The sequence below is a fragment of the Arthrobacter sp. Soil_C_49 genome, assembly GCF_057656635.1.
In genome coordinates this window covers 564,095-581,840 of record NZ_JBDGJZ010000001.1, presented here as the reverse complement: position 1 = coordinate 581,840, position 17,746 = coordinate 564,095, and the positions used below count along the sequence as shown (strand labels likewise).

The window sequence follows — 17,746 nt, the reverse complement described above, 5'->3', positions numbered from 1 at the left end:
CCAGTCCCGTTTTGGTGTGGCGCCGCCAAGACGGAAAACTAGGAGGCATGCGCGTTTATCCCACATTCTTCAGGCTGGCCTTTTCATGGATGGACGCCGAGCGCGCCCACAAGATCGGATTCAAGGGCATCAGGCTCGCGCACCGCTCCGGAGCGGGGAAAGTCCTGGCAAAACTGACAGCGCCTGCACCGTCGCTGCAGACAACGGCTTTTGGCATCACCTTTCCGTCCCCCTTCGGACTGGCCGCCGGCTTCGATAAGGAAGGCCACGGCATCGAAGCCCTTACTGAGCTCGGCTTCGGCCATGTCGAGGTGGGAACCATCACCGGACAGGCCCAGCCGGGCAACGAAAAGCCGCGCCTGTTCCGCCTCATCGAGGACCGCGCCGTGATCAACCGGATGGGCTTCAATAACGACGGCGCCACCGCCGTGGCACCGCGGCTGAAGGCTGCGCGTGCGGAACTTCAGCGCAGGCACCCCTCGGTGCGCCCCGTCATCGGTGTCAACATCGGCAAGACCAAAGTGGTGGAACTGGCCGACGCCGTGGAGGACTACCTGGTGAGCGCGCGCAGCCTGGCGCCCGCCGCGGACTACCTGGTGGTGAACGTCTCTTCGCCCAACACGCCTGGACTGCGGCTCCTGCAGGATGTGGAGAGCCTCCGGCCGCTGCTCACTGCCGTGGGAGAAGAAGCGGACCGTGCGGCCGGCCGCCACGTTCCCCTGCTGGTGAAGATCGCCCCCGACCTGAGCGATGAGGATATCGACGACGTCGCCCGGCTTGCGCTGGACCTGAAGCTGGACGGCATCATCGCCACCAACACCACCATTGGCCGCACTGGGCTGGCTTCCCCCGCGGAGCAAGTGGAAAAGTGCGGTGCCGGCGGGCTGTCCGGCGCACCGCTGAAACAGCGCTCACTCGACGTACTGCGGCGGCTCAAAAAGGTCACCGGCGATTCCCTGACGCTCGTGGCAGTGGGCGGTGTCGAGAATGCCCGGGACGTCCAGGACAGGCTCGACGCCGGCGCCACCCTCGTGCAGGGCTACACGGCCTTCCTCTACGAAGGACCGTTCTGGGCCGCCCGCATCAACCGGCAGCTGGCGAAGAACCGCGGCGTCCAGCGTCCAGGCGCTTAAACAGGCAACCCCTTCAAAAGGTGTGACCCCTTAATACAGGCAACCCCGGCGGGTCATCCCGCCGGGGTTGTTTTTGTTTCTGTGGCCGCCTGTGCCGCCGCAGGGGTCAGGCCGGGTACTGCCCGCGCTTGACCTGGGGCTTGGGCAGGCGGAGCTTGCGGAACTGCAGTGAGCGCATGGAGCCGTACCAGACGGTGCCGCGTTCCACCTCGCCGAACTTTTCGGCCAGCCGCTTGCGGAGCTTGCGGGAGAGGATAAAGACGTCCAGGAATACGGCAAGGAACATCACCCAGAAACCACCCAGCACATAGATCATCATGTCGCTGGACGCCGGCACCACCAGTGACACCAGGACAAAGACCAGGGCGCCGAACATGAGGTATTCGCCCAGGCTGAACCGGGCATCCACGTAATCGCGGGCAAACCGCTTCTGCGGCCCCTTGTCCCGCAGCGGGAGGAACTTCTCGTCACCCGTGTCCAGGGCCTGGCGCATCTTGAGGCGCTGGTCCTGGATGGCCTGGCGCTCGGCAGCCTTTGAGGCTTTGCGGTCCTCGGGCACCAGCGGGCGCCTGCGGGCCGCTTCCTGGGCTTTGCGCGTGGGGGTGGGGGCGCCCTTGCCGGCTATGCCGCCCTGCCGCGCCGCAGCATCCGCAGCCTGCTGGTCAATTAATTCCTGCGCCGAGGGCGCTTCCTTTTTACGTCCGAACACCTCAACAGAATACCTTGCGGGAGGGCCCCGGTTTCCTGCCCGTCCGGAGGCCTGCAATGCGGCCGAATGTGACGAGGGTAATGTTTTTTCCATGACTTCACCCTCACCGGCAACCCCGAACAGTATTGACAGAGCCCAACCAGCAGGCTCTGGCCAGGCCCCGGCTACGGAAGACCTCCGCGCCGCAGTAGACCGCACCTTTGACCAAACCCTTGCCCGGCTCAAGGAACTCGTGGCGATTCCCGGTATCGCCTGGCCCAGCTTTGACAGGTCGCCGCTGGAACGCAGCGCGGAAGCTGTGGCGGAGCTGCTGCGCGGATCCGGCCTCGGCGACGTCCAAATCCTCGGCTGTGACAAACCGGACGGCACTCCCGGCGGCCCCGCCGTCGTCGCGCGCCGTCCCGCCGCGGAAGGCAGGCCGACCATCCTGCTCTACGCGCACCATGACGTCCAGCCTGCCGGCGACGAAGCATTGTGGGAAACAGAACCCTTCGCCGCCGTCGAGAAGGACGGCCGGCTGTACGGACGTGGCGCCGCGGACGACAAAGCCGGAATCATGGCCCACATCGCCGCCTATGCTGCCGTCTCCGAGGTCCTCGGTTCGGAGCTCGGCCTGGGCGTTACCTTCTTCATCGAGGGTGAAGAGGAGGCAGGCTCTCCCACCTTCAGGCCTTTCCTGGAGGCAAACCGGGAAGCGCTCCGCGCCGACGTCATCGTCGTCGCGGATTCCAGCAACTGGAAGGTGGGCGTACCGGCCCTGACAACAAGCCTTCGGGGGCTGGTGGACGGAACCATCGAGGTCCAGGTCCTGGAGCACGCCGTGCACTCGGGAATGTTCGGCGGCCCGGTGCTGGACGCCCCCACGCTGCTGGCGCGCCTGATTGCCACCCTTCATGACGACGACGGCAACGTCGCCATCCCCGGGCTGGTGTCCACCGATACCACCTCGGTGGACTTCCCCGAGGCCGACTACCGGGCCGACGCTTCAGTGCTCGACGGCGTCCGCCTCGCCGGCACCGGCAGCATCGCCTCCCGGCTCTGGACCAAGCCCGCACTGTCCATCATCGGGTTTGACGCACCGGGCGTGGACGTGGCCTCCAACACGCTGCTGCCCAGGGCGCGCGCCAAGTTCAGCCTGCGGCTGGCCCCCGGGCAGTCGCCCGAAGAAGCCATGGAGGCTGTCCGCAGCCACGTTGAGTCCAACGCTCCATTCGGAGCGAAGGTCACCTTTACGCCGGGGGAGAGCGGCAACCCGTTCCAGACGGACACCTCTTCAGCAGCCGCGGGCCTTGCGATGTGGGCACTGGGGGAGGCGTGGGGCGTGCCGGCAGTGGAGACGGGAATCGGCGGTTCCATTCCCTTTATTGCGGACCTGACGGAGCTCTACCCCGACGTCCAGATCCTGGTGACCGGTGTGGAGGACCCGGACTCGCGCGCCCACAGCGCCAACGAGTCCCTGCATCTTGGGGACTTCCGGAAAGCCATCCTCGCCGAAGCGCTCCTGCTGGCACGCCTGAACAGCGGCGGGCTCTAGGAACCGGCGGCCCCGGGCAGACTCCGCGGGAACAACAGCGGCCCCCGCATGGTTACGTCAGGAGTTAGAGCTACACGTGCGCCCCGCGTAGCATGTAGCTATAGCCCATACCGTATCCGTAGGGGCAGGCCACCGTTAGCGCGGGGCCGCCAGACCGTCCTAAGAAGGTAGGCCAATGAGCACCGCAACCAATGAGAACAGCACCGAGACCACCAGCGCTGCCACTGATGAGCTGCCCGTCCACGAGGTCAACCTGACCGACGTCGCCGCAGGCAAGGTCCGCAGCCTCCTTGAGCAGGAAGGCCGCACGGACCTCCGCCTCCGCGTCGCGGTGCAGCCCGGCGGCTGCTCAGGGCTGATCTACCAGCTCTACTTCGACGAGCGCCTCCTCGACGGGGATGCCGTCCGCGACTACGACGGCGTTGAAGTAGTAGTGGACAAGATGAGCGTCCCGTACCTCAGCGGCGCCAGCATTGACTTCGAGGACACCATCTCGAAGCAGGGCTTCACCATCGACAACCCGAACGCCGGTGGCTCCTGCGCCTGTGGAGATTCCTTCCACTAAGACCGGTTGTTTCGCCTGGTGCCGGCGCCGTGGCTTCCCGCAACCAACACTGCGGGAGCCACGGCGCCGACATGTGGGCGAAACACCCGGGGGAGCGGTAAGCTCTACACCGAGTAGTAAAACTTTTAGTGTGCCCGCGGCGCCGATGGCTGCCCGGACAACAGCAACAAGTAGGAAGGGCCGTCTGTGAGTTCGCAGAACCGAACCGGCAGCCGACGCAAAACGATCACCACGATCACAGGCTTGGCAATTGCCGGCGCGTTGGTTTTGACCGGATGTTCGCCAGAGGTAGAGAAGGGGTGGCTGCCCACGGAACGTGGCACCACCAGCAACAGCGACCGCATCATGGACCTCTGGGTCAACTCATGGATTGCCGCCCTTGCAGTGGGCATCATTACCTGGGGCTTGATCGTCTGGTGCCTCGTTGCCTACCGGCGCCGCAAGGGCACCGTCGGGTTCCCGCGGCAGACCAGCTTCAATCTTCCCCTGGAAGTCTTCTACCTGACTATCCCGCTGTTTATGGTCCTGGTGTTCTTCTACTTCACCGACCGCGACCAGCAGGCCATTGATGACCGGTCCCAGCCTGCCGACGTCGTTGTTGACGTCCGCGGCAAGCAGTGGGCCTGGGACTTCAACTACAAGTCCGGCGATGTCATCGAAGAAGACGTCCACGAGGCCGGCGTCCAGGCGCACCTCACCGGCAACACGATCGACAAGGAACAGCTCCCCACGCTGTACCTGCCCGTCAACAAGTCCGTTGACCTCGAGCTCAACTCACGCGACGTGATCCACTCCTTCTGGGTTCCCGCCTTCCTGCAGAAGCGCGACATGATCCCCGGCAAGACCAACTACATCCGGTTCACCCCCACTAAAGAGGGCACCTACGACGGCAAGTGCGCCGAACTTTGCGGCGAGTACCACTCCGAGATGCTGTTCCGCGTCAAGGTGGTGTCGGAAGCTGAATTCCAGGCACACATGGAAGAGCTTAAGGCAGCCGGCAACACGGGCCTCCTCGGTGTGGAATACGACCGCAACCCGAACCTGAACGAATTTAAGTAAGGGGAGCGACGTGGCTACGTACACTCAATCCGCACCCACCGGAGTCCTCACAGCTCCCGTGGTTCCCAAATCCAAGGGACGCATCGTCGTCAACTGGATCACTTCCACCGACCACAAGACCATCGGGTACATGTACCTGATCGCGTCGTTTGTGTTCTTCTGCCTCGGTGGCGTCATGGCGCTGCTGATCCGCGCCGAACTGTTCGAGCCCGGCATGCAGATCCTGCAGACCAAGGAGCAGTACAACCAGCTGTTCACCATGCACGGCACCGTGATGCTGCTGATGTTCGCCACCCCGCTCTTCGCAGGCTTCGCGAACGTGATCATGCCGCTCCAGATCGGTGCACCCGACGTCGCGTTCCCCCGGCTGAACGCGCTGGCCTTCTGGTTCTTCCTCTTCGGCTCCACCATCGCGGTGTCCGGCTTCATCACCCCGCAGGGTGCCGCCTCCTTCGGCTGGTTCGCCTACGCCCCGCTGTCCAACACCACCTTCAGCCCCGGCATCGGTGGCGACCTGTGGGTGTTCGGCCTGGCACTGTCCGGCTTCGGCACCATCCTGGGTGCAGTCAACTTCATCACCACCATCATCTGCATGCGCGCTCCGGGCATGACCATGTGGCGGATGCCGATCTTTACCTGGAACACCCTGGTCACCGCCATCCTGGTGCTCATGGCCTTCCCGCCGCTTGCCGCCGCGCTGTTCGCGCTCGGTGCTGACCGCCGATTCGGCGCTCACATCTTCGACCCCGAAAACGGCGGTGCCGTCCTCTGGCAGCACCTGTTCTGGTTCTTCGGCCACCCCGAGGTGTACATCATCGCGCTGCCGTTCTTCGGCATCGTCTCGGAGATCTTCCCGGTCTTCAGCCGCAAGCCGATCTTCGGCTACAAGGGCCTGGTCTACGCAACGATCGCCATCGCCGCGCTGTCCGTGACCGTGTGGGCGCACCACATGTACGTCACCGGCGCCGTGCTGCTGCCGTTCTTCGCATTCATGACCATGCTGATCGCGGTTCCCACCGGCGTGAAGTTCTTCAACTGGATCGGCACCATGTGGCGCGGATCGCTGACCTTCGAAACCCCGATGCTCTGGAGCATCGGCTTCCTGATCACCTTCCTCTTCGGCGGCCTCACCGGCATCATCCTGGCCTCCCCGCCGCTTGACTTCCACGTCTCCGACTCCTACTTCGTGGTGGCACACTTCCACTACGTGGTGTTCGGTACCGTGGTGTTCGCGATGTTCGCAGGGTTCTACTTCTGGTGGCCCAAGTGGACCGGCAAGATGCTCAACGAGCGCCTGGGCAAGATCCACTTCTGGCTCCTGTTCCTCGGCTTCCACGGCACCTTCCTGATCCAGCACTGGCTGGGCGTCGAGGGTATGCCCCGCCGCTACGCGGACTACCTGGTGGAGGATAACTTCACCTGGATGAACCAGTTCTCCACGGTGGCCTCGTTCGTCCTGGGCGCCTCGCTGATCCCGTTCTTCTGGAACGTCTACATCACCTGGCGCAGTGCCGAAAGGGTACAGGTGGACGATCCGTGGGGCTTCGGTGCCTCGCTTGAGTGGGCCACGTCCTGCCCGCCGCCGCGGCACAACTTCACCTCGCTGCCCCGGATCCGCTCCGAGCGTCCCGCCCTCGACCTGCACCACCCCGAGCTTCGACAGGTCCACACCGCCGAGTCGCCCGCTCCTGCAGCCCAGGTACTCGGTAACGCCGACCAGAAGGACACAGCACAGTGAAAATCGAATCATGGATCTTTGGTTCCGGAGTCTTCTTCTTCGTACCGGTTTCGCTGGTCTACGGGTTCCTCACCAACTGGGGTGAGTGGGTCGGTATCCTGGGGATCCTGCTGGTCGGCGGCCTCGCCGGCATGATCGGCGGATACCTTGGCTTCACCGGCAAGCGCGTTGGCATGCGCCCGGAGGACCGCAGCGACGCCGAGATCCACGAGGGCGCCGGCGAGCAGGGGCACTTCAGCCCCTGGTCCTGGTGGCCCCTGGTCCTGGGCATCGCCTGCGCCACCGGTTTCCTCGGCCTGGCAGTGGGCTGGTGGATCGTTTTCATCGCAGCGGGCCTGGCCCTCGTAGCCCTCATCGGCTGGGTTTACGAGTACAGCCGCGGCGACCACGCCCACTAAGCATCACGCAGTAAACAACGACGGCGGGCCTCACCTGGAAAGGTGAGGCCCGCCGTCGTTGTTTTGTTGGTTTCGGGACTACCGGGAGCGCATTGGCGCCGGCCGGAAGGGGAGCAGCAGGGGGCCTACCCGGCTCCCTGCGCCTCCAGCAGTCTGCCGAGGGATCGGAGGGCTTCCTGCGCCTTTTCGCGGCTCAGCGGGCCGTCCAGGACCGAATCCGGGATGCCCAGTTCCACCTCGCATCCGTGGTGGAAGTCGGCCGTCATCACCTGCAGCAGCGACCGGGCATCAACGTCCGTGATGCCCGCCTTGGTAATGGTCACGGGAAGCCCGGTTTCAGTAACTGCCCGAACGAATACGGCGGCCGGACGCGCGTGCAGTCCGATCGAGGCTGTGACCACGGCCTTCTGAGTTGGCAACGGGACTCCTTATTTGAGACGGCCCCATCCGTCTGGTACGAAATTTTCCTGTCCAATATAACGGCACTCCTTCCTGCTCAACGAAATGCTCCGGCACTGTGGCACGCGGTGGTCTAGACCTGACCTAAAATGGCCAAGTGATCCTCAAGCAAAATGTGGTGCCCCGTGGCCGGTAGCGCGGCAGCCATTGCCGGTGAAATTGACCGGACCAGCGGGACAGCCATCTACGTCCAGCTGCGCGAAATCCTCCGGACCTACATCGTTGAGTCGTGCAGGCCCGGTTCGGCGCTGCCCTCCGAACGCGACCTTGCGGAGCGCTTTGGCCTCGCCAGAATGACGGTCCGGCAGGCGATAGATGCCCTGGTGGGCGAAGAAGTCATTGAGCGGGTGGTGGGGCTTGGCACCTTCGTCCGCAGGCCCAAGCTTGACCTGCAGGTCAAGCTGACCTCGTACAGCGAAGAGATGCAGCGCCGCGGCATGGTTCCGGCCGCCAGGGTCCTGAGCTTTGAACAGATCGGTGCGAGTGCCTTCCTTGCCCGGGAGCTCCAGCTGGACGAGGGCACGCCGCTGGTCCGGTTCCGGCGCCTTCTGCTGGCGGACGGTGAGCCCATGAGCGTCGACGAGAACTTTATCCCGGCCCACAGGGTTCCCGGCCTGCTGGACGGGGAGCCACCCACCTCGCTGTACAACGTCCTCAGCGAACAGTACGGCCTGGTGATGGAGTGGGGCGAGGACATGATCGAAGCCACTGCCGCCTCACCCTCGACGGCCCGTTTGCTGAATGTCGAAGTCGGCGCGCCGTTGCTGAAGATCCAGCGCCACGCTTTCGTCGCCCGGACCATGGTGGACTATTCCGTCTCCTATTACCGGGCTGACCGGTACAAGCTGTGGGTGCCGCTGCAGCGCCCGGGCGCACGCCGCTCCCGAAGCCACTGAATCCAACCGCCTGCTGTCAGTGGATGCGCTGACCCTTCACTGGCGTGGTGGGTGGTGCAGCAGAAGACAAGAAGACCCGGTCCTTGCGGACCGGGTCTTCTTGTTGTGGAGATCGACTGGGCCTAGTGGCTCAGGCTCTTGGCTTCCTCGGGTGCTTCGACAGCCGCGTGGCCATGGCCGTGGGCGGCTTCCAGCTCCGCGGGGGTTGCCGGAGCAACACGGTCCTCGAAGAACCAGCGGGAGAGGAACGCGCGGCGCTTCTCCTTGCGGGTTACCACACCGTGTTCATTGGGAACGGCGGGGAGGACCTCAGGCGATTCGAAGCCCACCAGCTTGTAGCGCTTGTACTCGTCCAGCGGTGCGTGCACCTCGATGAACTCGCCGTGGGGGAGGCGGACGATACGCCCGGTCTCGCGTCCATGGAGGGCAATCTCGCGGTCCTTACGCTGCAGTGCAAGGGCGACGCGCTTGGTGACGATGAACGCGATGATCGGGCCAATGAAGAACAGCGCCCGCAGCCAGTAGGTAACGTCGTTGAGCGACACGTGGAAGTGGGTGGCGATGAGGTCGGAACCTGCAGCAGCCCACATCACGCAGTACCAGACGAAACCTGCCATACCGATTGCCGTGCGGGTGGGGGCATTGCGCGGACGGTCCAGTACGTGGTGCTCGCGGTCGTCCTTGGTGATCCACCGCTCAATCCACGGGTACATAAACATCACCGTGAACAGAATGCCCGCGGGCACCAGGGCCGGGAGCAGGACATTGAAGGTGAATACGAAGCCGAACCAGTTCTGCTCTACTTGCCAGTCACCCAAAGTGCCGGGCATCAGGCGCAGTGCGCCGTCAACAAATCCGATGTACCAGTCAGGCTGGGTACCGGCGGACACCGGGGAGGGATCGTAGGGACCGTAGTTCCAGATGGGGTTGATCGTGAAGAATCCGGCCATCAGCGCCAGGACGCCGAAGACGATGAAGAAGAATCCACCGGCCTTGGCTGCGTAGACAGGACCGAGGGGGTAGCCGACAACGTTGTTGTCGTTGCGTCCCGGGCCGGGGTACTGGGTGTGCTTGTGGACCACCACCATGAACAGGTGCAGGACGATCATCAGCAGGATCAGTGCCGGGACCAGCAGGATGTGCAGCATGTACAGGCGGCCGATGATGGCGGTGCCCGGGAATTCTCCACCGAAGAGGAAGAACGAGATGTAGGTTCCAACGATCGGGATGGACTTGATCACGCCGTCGATGATTCGCAGGCCGTTTCCGGACAGCAGGTCATCGGGAAGGGAGTATCCGGTGAAGCCGGCAGCCATGGCCAGGATGAGCAGCACGCTGCCCACCACCCAGTTCATTTCACGGGGCCGGCGGAAGGCACCCGTGAAAAAGACGCGCAACATGTGCACGGCAATGGAAGCGACGAACAGCAGTGCTGCCCAGTGGTGGACCTGGCGCATGAACAGGCCGCCGCGGACGTCGAAGGAGATGTCCAGTGACGAGTTGTACGCGACGGACATTTCAACGCCCTTAAGCGGAACGTACGAGCCGTCGTAGTGCGTCTCCGCCATGGACGGATCAAAGAAGAACGTCAGGAAGGTGCCGGACAGCAGCAGGATGACAAAGGAGTACAGTGCCACTTCACCGAACATGAAGGACCAGTGGTCGGGGAAGACCTTGCGGCCGAATTCGCGGAGGATTCCGGAACCGCCAACACGTGAATCGACGAAGTCGGTGAACCGGCCTGTCTTGGTTTTGGCGACGAAAGCGGGCTCAGCTGTTGATGCTGCGCTCATGCATATCACGCTCCCAGTAACTTGGTCCTACAGGTTCTTTGAAGTCGCTGGTGGCGACCAGGTAGCCTTCGTCGTCAACTGCGATGGGCAGCTGGGGGAGAGGCCGGCTGGCGGGGCCGAAGATCACCTTGCACTCCTGAGTGAGGTCAAAGGTGGACTGGTGGCACGGGCACAGCAGGTGGTGCGTCTGCTGCTCGTACAGAGCAACGGGGCAACCAACGTGGGTGCAGATCTTTGAGTAGGCAACGATGCCGTTGTAACCCCAGTCCTCGCGGCCCTCGGAAGGGTTCAGTGAAGCGGGATCCAGGCGCATGAGCAGCACAACGGCCTTGGCCTTTTCGTTGAGCTTGCCCTCGTGGAGTTCGTTCAGGCCTTCCGGAATGACGTGGAAGGCTGAGCCGATGGTGACGTCGGAAGCCTTGATCGGCGTTCCGTCAGGGTCCCGGGCGAGGCGCTTGAGCTTGCCGTCCGCGGGAGCCCACATGGTGTGGGCCAGCTTGTTGTCGGGACGCGGGCCGAGGTCGCCGAAAAGGGCAACTGCGGGCAGCGGGGCCAGCGCAACGGCGCCGAGGAGGGTGTTGCGGATCAGCGGGCGACGCTTGATGCCCGTCTCTTCCACGATGTCGTCAACAATCCGGACGGCGGCCTGGCGGTCCTCCTCGTAACGGATCGCGTGGCGCTCTTCCGAAACTTCGTGGTCCGGCATCAGGGCCTTGGCCCAGTGCACGATGCCGGTTCCGATACCCAGCATCGCAAACGCGGTGCCGATACCGAGCAGCATGTTCTGGAGCCGGATGGATTCGATCGTTGATTCACCCGCCCCCAGGTCGATGGCAAAATATGCCACCAGGAAGATCAGGGTGCCAACAACAGAAATGCCAAATAGTAAGGCGACCTGCCGTTCTGCCCGCTTTGCGGCCTTCGGGTCCGTGTCAGCCAGGCGCAAACGGTGCGGAGGAATTCCAGGGTCCTGGAACTTCTCCACCTCATTCTGACCAGCCGTAGCTACGGTGCCCGAGTGGTTCGGACTGCCGTCACTATGGTTGCCCATAATTCGCCTCATCCTTCTCTCGTCCCGGCGGATGCCGGGTTAGTTTCTAATATCAAGCTGCTGACTCGCCAGCAGAAGTTTTGGTGTTCCGCGCCAAGCCCTAGGACGTGCGCGAGGTCAGCCAGATGGTGAAGGCGATGATAACGCCGAGGCCTGCGACCCAGACGAAGAGGCCTTCAGCTACAGGGCCGAGCGAACCGAGGTCGGCGCCGCCGGGGGAACCGGAGGTTTCGATCTGCTTGAGGAAGGTGATGATGTCGCGCTTTCCTTCAGGCGTGATGTTCGAGTCGCTGAAGACCGGCATGTTCTGCGGTCCGGTGACCATTGCCTCGTAGATGTGCTTGCCGGAGACATCTGCCAGGGCGGGGGCGAACTTGCCCCGCGTAAGCGCACCGCCCGCGGCGGCAGCGTTGTGGCACATGGCGCAGTTGGTGCGGAAGAGTTCCCCGCCCTCAGCTGCGTTGCCCTTTTCGTCCAGCAGCTCTTCTGCAGGAAGTGCCGGGCCGGCACCCAGGGAGGCGACGTAGGCTGCAAGCTGGCGGGTCTGTTCGTCATTGAACTGAACAGGCTTCTTCAGCGCCTGGGGGCCGTTCATCTGCATGGGCATGCGGCCGCTTCCAACCTGGAAGTCAACAGCAGCAGCGCCGACGCCCACGAGGGACGGACCATCCTGGGAACCGCTGGCACCCATGCCGTGGCAGGTGGCGCAGTTGGCGGCGAAGAGCTTGCCGCCTTCCTCGACGTCACTTGTGCTGTACGTGGTGGTGGAAGCCTTGGCCTCGTTGACGGTGGTGGCCACGGCGTACAGCCCGCCAGTGATGAGGAGTCCCATCAGTAGCAGGGCAATTGCTGCCAGTGGGTGTCGCCGCTTTTGCGAGAGTGCCTTCACGTGGTGGTTCCTTTATTCGATCCTGGGCGGGCTCCGGGAGCCGCTACCTGAAATTCTGCCTCTTGTAGAAAAAGAATCAAAGCTGGCTACTTGAGGACGTAGATGACCAGGAAGAGGCCGATCCAGACGACATCCACAAAGTGCCAGTAGTACGAGGTGACGATCGCGGACGTTGCCTCGAAGTGCCCGAACTTCTTCGCGGCAAAGGAGCGGCCCATGATCAGGAGGAAGGCAACGAGCCCGCCGATCACGTGGAGGCCGTGGAAGCCGGTGGTCATGTAGAAGGCCGAACCGTAGGCGTTCGAAGAGAGCGAGACGTGCTCGGAAACCAGCATCGCGTATTCAGTGGCCTGGCCGGCGACGAAGAACGCACCCATCAGGAACGTGAGGGTGAACCATTCGTTCATTCCCCAGCGCGAGAACTGGAAGGCCCCGCCTGTTTTGCGCGGCTGCAGCCGCTCGGCGGCGAAGACGCCCATCTGGCAAGTAAAGGAACTGGCCACGAGGACGATCGTGTTGACGAGCGCAAAGGGGAAGTTGAGCTTGGCTGTCTCTTCGGCCCACATCTCGCCGCTGGTGGAGCGGAGCGTGAAGTACATGGCAAAGAGACCGGCGAAGAACATCAACTCGCTGGAGAGCCACACTACGGTTCCAACGGAAACCATATTGGGGCGGTTCAGCGTGGGGTGCGCCGGGGTACTGGGGGCATGGGTCGCAGATGTCACATAGACATTATGTCTGTAAAACTCCGTGCTGCCCAACGCAAACCGGCTTTTCGGGGGACTTTTTCTACAAAGACGCGAAATCGGCCGGAAAAGTTCCCCTGGCCGTTCATATTGGTCAGTCCCGGCTTTCCCTCGGTAGCATCAGCAGGTGACTTCACAGGCATCTGCAGCGCCGGCGGGCAACACCTGGCCCCGGCTGATTTCGGCACTGATCAAAGGCAATGACCTTGCGGCGGACAGCACCGCGTGGGCCATGGACACCATCATGTCCGGGGAAGCGACACCTGCCCAGATAGCCGGCTTCCTGGTTGCCCTCAGCGCCAAGGGCGAGACCGTGGAGGAGTTGTCCGGCCTCGTGGATGCCATGCTTGCGCACGCAAATCCGGTCTCAATCTCCGGAGAAAAGCTGGACATCGTTGGTACCGGTGGTGACCAACTCAACACCGTGAACATTTCCACGATGGCCGCACTGGTTGCTGCCGGCGCAGGCGCCAAGGTGGTCAAGCACGGCAACCGCGCGGCGTCGTCGTCCTCCGGTTCAGCCGACGTGCTCGAGGCGCTCGGTGTCCGGCTGGACCTGTCCATCGACCAGGTGGCCCGCAACGCCGAGGAGGCCGGAATCACGTTCTGCTTCGCGCAGGTGTTCCACCCGTCCTTCCGCCACACCGCGGTGCCGCGGAAGGAACTGGCCATACCTACCGCCTTCAACTTCCTGGGTCCGCTGACCAACCCTGCTCGCGTACAGGCTTCGGCGGTCGGCGTCGCCAACGCCCGGATGGCTCCTTTGGTGGCGGGTGTCCTGGCCCAGCGGGGGAGCAGGGGACTGGTGTTCCGGGGCAATGATGGACTGGACGAGCTCACCACCACCGGTCCCTCCACCGTGTGGGAGATCCGCAACGGCACCGTGACGGAACAGTCGTTCTCCCCCGAGGACCTCGGCATCAGGCTTGCCACCGTGGACCAGCTCCGCGGCGGCGATGCCCAGGCGAACGCAACCGTAGTCCGCGAAGTCCTCGCGGGCAAGGAAGGCGCCGCCCGGGATGCCGTGCTCCTCAACGCGGCTGCCGGCCTGGTGGCTTTTGACACCAGCGCCGAAGGTCCGCTGCTCGAGCGGATGCGCACTGCCTACGCCCGGGCCGCCGAGTCCATCGGGTCCGGTGCTGCTGCGGCCGTCCTGGAAAAATGGGTGTCGCTGACCCGCTCCTGACGGACCCGGACTGCTACTCGAAGCCGAGGGCGAACGCAGCGTCCAGATCATGCTGGGAGTAGGCGCGGAACGCTATGTGCGTCGTGGTGTGGACCACCGCAGGCACCTTGGAGAGCCGGTCAGCGATGACGTCGGCGAGGTCCTCATGGCGACGGACCCGTGCCACCGCGATCAGGTCCCATTCGCCCGTCACGGAGTAAACCTCGCTGATGCCCTCGATCGCTGAGATCTCCTCGGCGGTTTCGGGGATGCGGGCGGCGTCGGTTTTGATCAGGACGAATGCGGTGATCACGTTGAATCCTTCCGGATCTGTTGCGCCGTAGCAGGGCCCGGCAAGCTTCTGGGTGTAGCCAGCCTATTACATCCGGGCCTGGCGCCGGCCGGGCCGCGCCTGGCCTGCGTCAGGTCTTCCGGAGCCGCCGGGCTCCTGCCAGCGCCAGGCGCCAGCCCACCAGCAGCAGCCCCAGGCTCAGGAGGGCTACGATGATGAACGGCAGCACCACTGTCTGGTTCGTCAGGAGCCGGAGCAGCATGCCGCCGGCCAGGGCGCCGAGCCAGACAGCCAGGCCGGTCCGGCGCACGGAGAACGGGTTCCGCCACGCCCTGGCGGCCAACCAGCCGAGGGCCGCGCCGGCCAGGAACGGCCACGCTGTCAGGAACACGCCGGCCACTACATCCCCCCGTTGGTGCGCATCCCGGCCTACTGCGGCAAACACCAGGATGAGGACCACGTCCGTAATGGCTGCGGCTGCTATTTGCCCCCGGGAAAGGACGTGCACGGGCCGGTGAAGTGGAGACGACATGGTTTCGAGCCTAGCAACCCGCGGCCTGTCCCCGGTGCCATCGCTGCCCCGCACCACTCCCTTCGCGCGCCTTCCCCCGCGACGCCTTGCCCCGGCACCTTCGAGTGAGCAGGATGGATAGCTCAACAGTGTCCGGAAGGCGGAGCCATGCGAGTCATCCAGGTTGCCCAGTACGCCCAGGATCTTCAGCGCGCGGCAGCGTTCTACTCCCGGTTGCTCGGCGTTGAGCCCACCGCCGTGTTTGACCCTCCCGGGCTGTTGTTCTTCGACCTTGACGGCATGCGGCTGTTACTCGAGCGCGGAGCCCCGCGCGCACTCCTCTACCTCGAGGTGCCCGATGTGAGGGAATCGGTGGAACAGCTGAAAGGCAGGGGAGTCGAGGTAGTGGCGGAACCGCATGTCATCTTCAGCCACGCCGACGGACTGTTGGGGCCCCAGGGAACGGACGAATGGATGGCCTTCATCAGGGACAGCGAAGGCAACACGGTAGGGCTGGTCAGCCAGCTGCCCGCGATGCCGCCACCAATGACCCCCGGCGGCGCCTGAGGCCGTTGTGCCGTTCTGATACCGCGATTAGGCTCGACCCGGAAAGGAGCAACCCCATGCCACGCACTATCGGAACATGCCTGTGGTTCGAGAACGAGGCGGAACAGGCCGCGGAGTTCTACACTTCCGTCTTCGACGACTCCAGGATCCTGAACGTCTCACGTTTCGAAGGTGCGCCCGGCCCGGAGGCGCAGGCGGTCGCCGTCGAGTTCGAGCTGGAAGGCCGTGCCTTCACCGCGCTCAACGGTGCGCGCGGGGCCCTCTTCACCGAAGCGGTTTCGTTTGTAGTGGACTGCGAGGACCAGGCTGCGCTGGACCGCTACTGGGCGGCTTTGACCGACGGGGGCACCGAAAGCCAGTGCGGCTGGCTCAAGGACCGGTTCGGTGTGTCATGGCAGATCGTTCCGTCCGTACTCGGCTCGCTGCTTGCCGGGCCCGATCCCTTGGGTTCCCAGCGGGCCATGCAGGCGATGCTGGGGATGCGCAAGCTTGACATCGCGGAATTGCAGAAGGCCTATAACGGCTGACACAGGCCTTTACCGGGATACCAACGTATCGCCGTAGCCGGTGTCGCATATGCCGTCGTGGAGGACCCCTGTTCCGGGGGCAACGGCATAATTCCTGCCCGGGTTGAGTACCGCGGCTTTCACCCCGGTGATGTCTGCGGCGCAACGGTGGACGAAAGGCGCGGATTCTTCGGCGCCGCCGATCCACAGGTCGATCCACAAGGACGCATTGCCGTATGCCCCCGCGCCGGTGTGGCACGGGCCGTCTTGAGGGTTGGGTCCATCCCCGCAGGTGTCTTCGACAATAAAGTAGCGGCGCACACCGGGCAGGTAGATGCGCGTTCCGGCCGGAATGTCCAGGACGGACGTTCCGGTCGCCCGGGAATGCCCGACGGCGACAGTCACCGGATCGTCGTACGTTCCGGTTCCGCCGGCCGTTCTGTGCAGTACGGGGTGGCTGATGGCGGGCGATCCCTGCGGGGTGTTGTCGTGCCAGGAGTAGGCAGTGACGAAGACATTCGGGACAACGATTTCGTCTGCCGCCAGCAGGGGAGTGCTACCGCAGGCGGTCGCTGCAACGACGGCGGACAGCAACGCTCCTGCCCACACGGCTTTCCTCGGCATCATTTGCCGGGCTCCGCCGAAGGGGTGCCGGCAAAGGGCTGGCCCAGCACCCTGGCGAACATGCCCGGTTCCTGGTCCTGTCCGCTGCAGTTGCCGGAGGCGGCATTGGCCGACTGCGCCGGGTCGTCAGCGTGGCACGCCCTGTCGCGGTTGAGCGACCACAACGACATCCGCCCGAGGCCCCGCTCCGCGGCGAAGGAGCTGAGGCCTTCGGCGTCGTCCCGGCTGAACACCTGGTCCGGTACGTCATTGCGGCCGATCATGGGTGTCAGCCCCATCTTCTGCCAGAGGGCTGAGTCATCCAGCGGCTTGCCGGACCGCTGGAACAGCCCTTTGAGCGTCTGGTGCGTTCCCTCGGCCGCGCGGATCGATGTGCTCAGCATGGTCTGGCCATCGTGGAGCGGGCCGAAGTTCATGGTCATGATGTTGATGCCGGCCAGATCGACTCCTGCCTTGAGCATTGTTTCCACGGAAACTTCGGCTGCGGCTGTCAGGCCAGCCGCCGAGACAGGGAGGGTCAGCCACACTTTCAGGGGCCGGTCCGCCGGGCGTCCGGCCTGGATTTCCGCAATGGCCGCCGCACGCCGTCCGGCCGCGGAGGCGTCCGCCGCCCCCGCCCCCTCGACGTCGAGGTCCACCGTGTCCAGCCCGTACCTGTCAATGACGGCCGCATAGGCGCTCCTCAGCGCATCGCCGTCTGTGCAGGCAACAGCCAGTTCCACGCCCCGCTGCCCGCCGAAGGCAACAGCCACATCGTTGCCCGCGCTGCGGAAAGACTCCACCTGGGACTCCAGGTCAAGCTTGCTGTTGGCCTGGTCAAGATCGTAGGAACCGCCCCATGACGGCTCGCAGGGACGCTCCGGGTGGGACGTGACGAAGGAAAGTATCGCCGTCGCCTGTCCGTCCACGGTCACATCCTTGAGGGCGAGGCGCGGGACAAGCGTTACGTCGAGGTAGCCGCCGAACCACCGCGCACTGATTTCGGACTCTTTCACTTTCTCCTCCGGAACATCCGTTTTGCCGGCATCGGCGCCACAGGCAGTGAGCGGCAAAATGGCCGCAAGAATGAACAGGACCCTGCTCTTCCACGTCGATCCGGCCATGTGCCGAT

The 17,746-nt window shown here is 64.1% G+C and carries 20 protein-coding genes; 10 read left to right on the top strand and 10 right to left on the bottom strand.

Annotated elements, in window-relative coordinates; all coding sequences use genetic code 11:
* Positions 1-47: 47 nt before the first annotated feature.
* Complete coding sequence (locus tag AC3A4Z_RS02715; protein WP_498709871.1) at positions 48-1,133, top strand: quinone-dependent dihydroorotate dehydrogenase; 1,086 nt, start codon at positions 48-50, stop codon at positions 1,131-1,133.
* A 106-nt stretch (positions 1,134-1,239) separates the two neighbouring features.
* On the opposite strand, the gene AC3A4Z_RS02710 is transcribed toward AC3A4Z_RS02715, so the two are convergent.
* Complete coding sequence (locus tag AC3A4Z_RS02710; protein ID WP_050055215.1) at positions 1,240-1,842, bottom strand: DUF3043 domain-containing protein; 603 nt, start codon at positions 1,840-1,842, stop codon at positions 1,240-1,242.
* A gap of 91 nt (positions 1,843-1,933) precedes the next feature.
* Here AC3A4Z_RS02710 and AC3A4Z_RS02705 point away from each other — a divergent pair, with 91 nt between their 5' ends.
* From AC3A4Z_RS02705 to AC3A4Z_RS02685, 5 genes are all read left to right on the top strand, one after another.
* The gene (locus AC3A4Z_RS02705; RefSeq protein ID WP_498709869.1) at positions 1,934-3,376 is read left to right on the top strand and encodes a dipeptidase; all 1,443 of its coding nucleotides are present in this window, start codon (positions 1,934-1,936) and stop codon (positions 3,374-3,376) included.
* Positions 3,377-3,551: 175 nt separating this feature from the next.
* Entirely contained in the window at positions 3,552-3,941 is a 390-nt protein-coding gene (locus tag AC3A4Z_RS02700) for a HesB/IscA family protein (RefSeq protein WP_050055216.1), read from the top strand.
* A 186-nt stretch (positions 3,942-4,127) separates the two neighbouring features.
* The gene (gene ctaC, locus AC3A4Z_RS02695) at positions 4,128-5,000 is read left to right on the top strand and encodes an aa3-type cytochrome oxidase subunit II (RefSeq protein WP_498709867.1); all 873 of its coding nucleotides are present in this window, start codon (positions 4,128-4,130) and stop codon (positions 4,998-5,000) included.
* Positions 5,001-5,010: 10 nt separating this feature from the next.
* Entirely contained in the window at positions 5,011-6,738 is a 1,728-nt protein-coding gene (ctaD, locus tag AC3A4Z_RS02690; RefSeq protein WP_498709865.1) for an aa3-type cytochrome oxidase subunit I, read from the top strand.
* Entirely contained in the window at positions 6,735-7,136 is a 402-nt protein-coding gene (locus AC3A4Z_RS02685) for a cytochrome c oxidase subunit 4 (protein ID WP_050055219.1), read from the top strand. Before ctaD ends, AC3A4Z_RS02685 begins: the two co-directional genes overlap by 4 nt.
* A 125-nt stretch (positions 7,137-7,261) precedes the next feature.
* Here AC3A4Z_RS02685 and AC3A4Z_RS02680 read toward each other — a convergent pair whose 3' ends face one another.
* The gene (locus AC3A4Z_RS02680; protein WP_498709863.1) at positions 7,262-7,555 is read right to left on the bottom strand and encodes an HPr family phosphocarrier protein; all 294 of its coding nucleotides are present in this window, start codon (positions 7,553-7,555) and stop codon (positions 7,262-7,264) included.
* 153 nt (positions 7,556-7,708) lie between these two features.
* Between AC3A4Z_RS02680 and AC3A4Z_RS02675 the strand changes: the two genes are divergently transcribed.
* Positions 7,709-8,491, top strand: a complete 783-nt coding sequence (locus AC3A4Z_RS02675; protein ID WP_498709862.1) for a GntR family transcriptional regulator — start codon at positions 7,709-7,711, stop codon at positions 8,489-8,491.
* 122 nt (positions 8,492-8,613) lie between these two features.
* Here AC3A4Z_RS02675 and qcrB read toward each other — a convergent pair whose 3' ends face one another.
* From qcrB to ctaE, 4 genes are all read right to left on the bottom strand, one after another.
* Positions 8,614-10,284 (bottom strand): cytochrome bc1 complex cytochrome b subunit, encoded by a 1,671-nt coding sequence (gene qcrB / locus AC3A4Z_RS02670; RefSeq protein ID WP_493969021.1) that lies wholly within the window; start codon positions 10,282-10,284, stop codon positions 8,614-8,616.
* Complete coding sequence (gene qcrA, locus AC3A4Z_RS02665; protein ID WP_285250271.1) at positions 10,262-11,335, bottom strand: cytochrome bc1 complex Rieske iron-sulfur subunit; 1,074 nt, start codon at positions 11,333-11,335, stop codon at positions 10,262-10,264. Before qcrA ends, qcrB begins: the two co-directional genes overlap by 23 nt.
* Positions 11,336-11,435: 100 nt before the next feature.
* Positions 11,436-12,224 carry a cytochrome bc1 complex diheme cytochrome c subunit gene (gene qcrC / locus AC3A4Z_RS02660; RefSeq protein ID WP_498709859.1) on the bottom strand — a complete coding sequence of 263 codons (789 nt, stop codon included), beginning with the start codon at positions 12,222-12,224 and terminating at the stop codon, positions 11,436-11,438.
* Positions 12,225-12,310: 86 nt separating this feature from the next.
* On the bottom strand, positions 12,311-12,949 hold the full coding sequence (gene ctaE, locus AC3A4Z_RS02655; RefSeq protein ID WP_201298412.1) for an aa3-type cytochrome oxidase subunit III: 639 nt from the start codon (positions 12,947-12,949) through the stop codon (positions 12,311-12,313).
* A gap of 148 nt (positions 12,950-13,097) precedes the next feature.
* On the opposite strand from ctaE, the gene trpD reads away from it, so the two are divergent.
* The gene (gene trpD / locus AC3A4Z_RS02650) at positions 13,098-14,156 is read left to right on the top strand and encodes an anthranilate phosphoribosyltransferase (protein ID WP_498709857.1); all 1,059 of its coding nucleotides are present in this window, start codon (positions 13,098-13,100) and stop codon (positions 14,154-14,156) included.
* Between the two features lie 13 nt (positions 14,157-14,169).
* Here the strand turns inward: trpD and AC3A4Z_RS02645 are convergent, their stop codons facing one another.
* Together AC3A4Z_RS02645 and AC3A4Z_RS02640 are read right to left on the bottom strand one after the other, a co-directional pair.
* Complete coding sequence (locus AC3A4Z_RS02645; RefSeq protein ID WP_050055227.1) at positions 14,170-14,448, bottom strand: Lrp/AsnC family transcriptional regulator; 279 nt, start codon at positions 14,446-14,448, stop codon at positions 14,170-14,172.
* Positions 14,449-14,557: 109 nt separating this feature from the next.
* Positions 14,558-14,959 (bottom strand): DUF3054 family protein, encoded by a 402-nt coding sequence (locus tag AC3A4Z_RS02640; protein ID WP_493969025.1) that lies wholly within the window; start codon positions 14,957-14,959, stop codon positions 14,558-14,560.
* 147 nt (positions 14,960-15,106) lie between these two features.
* On the opposite strand from AC3A4Z_RS02640, the gene AC3A4Z_RS02635 reads away from it, so the two are divergent.
* Together AC3A4Z_RS02635 and AC3A4Z_RS02630 are read left to right on the top strand one after the other, a co-directional pair.
* Entirely contained in the window at positions 15,107-15,505 is a 399-nt protein-coding gene (locus AC3A4Z_RS02635) for a VOC family protein (protein ID WP_498709855.1), read from the top strand.
* 56 nt (positions 15,506-15,561) lie between these two features.
* Positions 15,562-16,032: a VOC family protein gene (locus tag AC3A4Z_RS02630; protein ID WP_498709854.1), complete on the top strand. Its 471-nt coding sequence runs from the start codon at positions 15,562-15,564 to the stop codon at positions 16,030-16,032.
* A gap of 9 nt (positions 16,033-16,041) precedes the next feature.
* Here the strand turns inward: AC3A4Z_RS02630 and AC3A4Z_RS02625 are convergent, their stop codons facing one another.
* Together AC3A4Z_RS02625 and AC3A4Z_RS02620 are read right to left on the bottom strand one after the other, a co-directional pair.
* A complete protein-coding gene (locus tag AC3A4Z_RS02625; RefSeq protein WP_498709852.1) occupies positions 16,042-16,638 on the bottom strand; it encodes a hypothetical protein in 597 nt (198 codons plus the stop codon).
* Complete coding sequence (locus AC3A4Z_RS02620) at positions 16,635-17,738, bottom strand: chitinase (protein WP_498709851.1); 1,104 nt, start codon at positions 17,736-17,738, stop codon at positions 16,635-16,637. Before AC3A4Z_RS02620 ends, AC3A4Z_RS02625 begins: the two co-directional genes overlap by 4 nt.
* Positions 17,739-17,746: the final 8 nt, after the last annotated feature.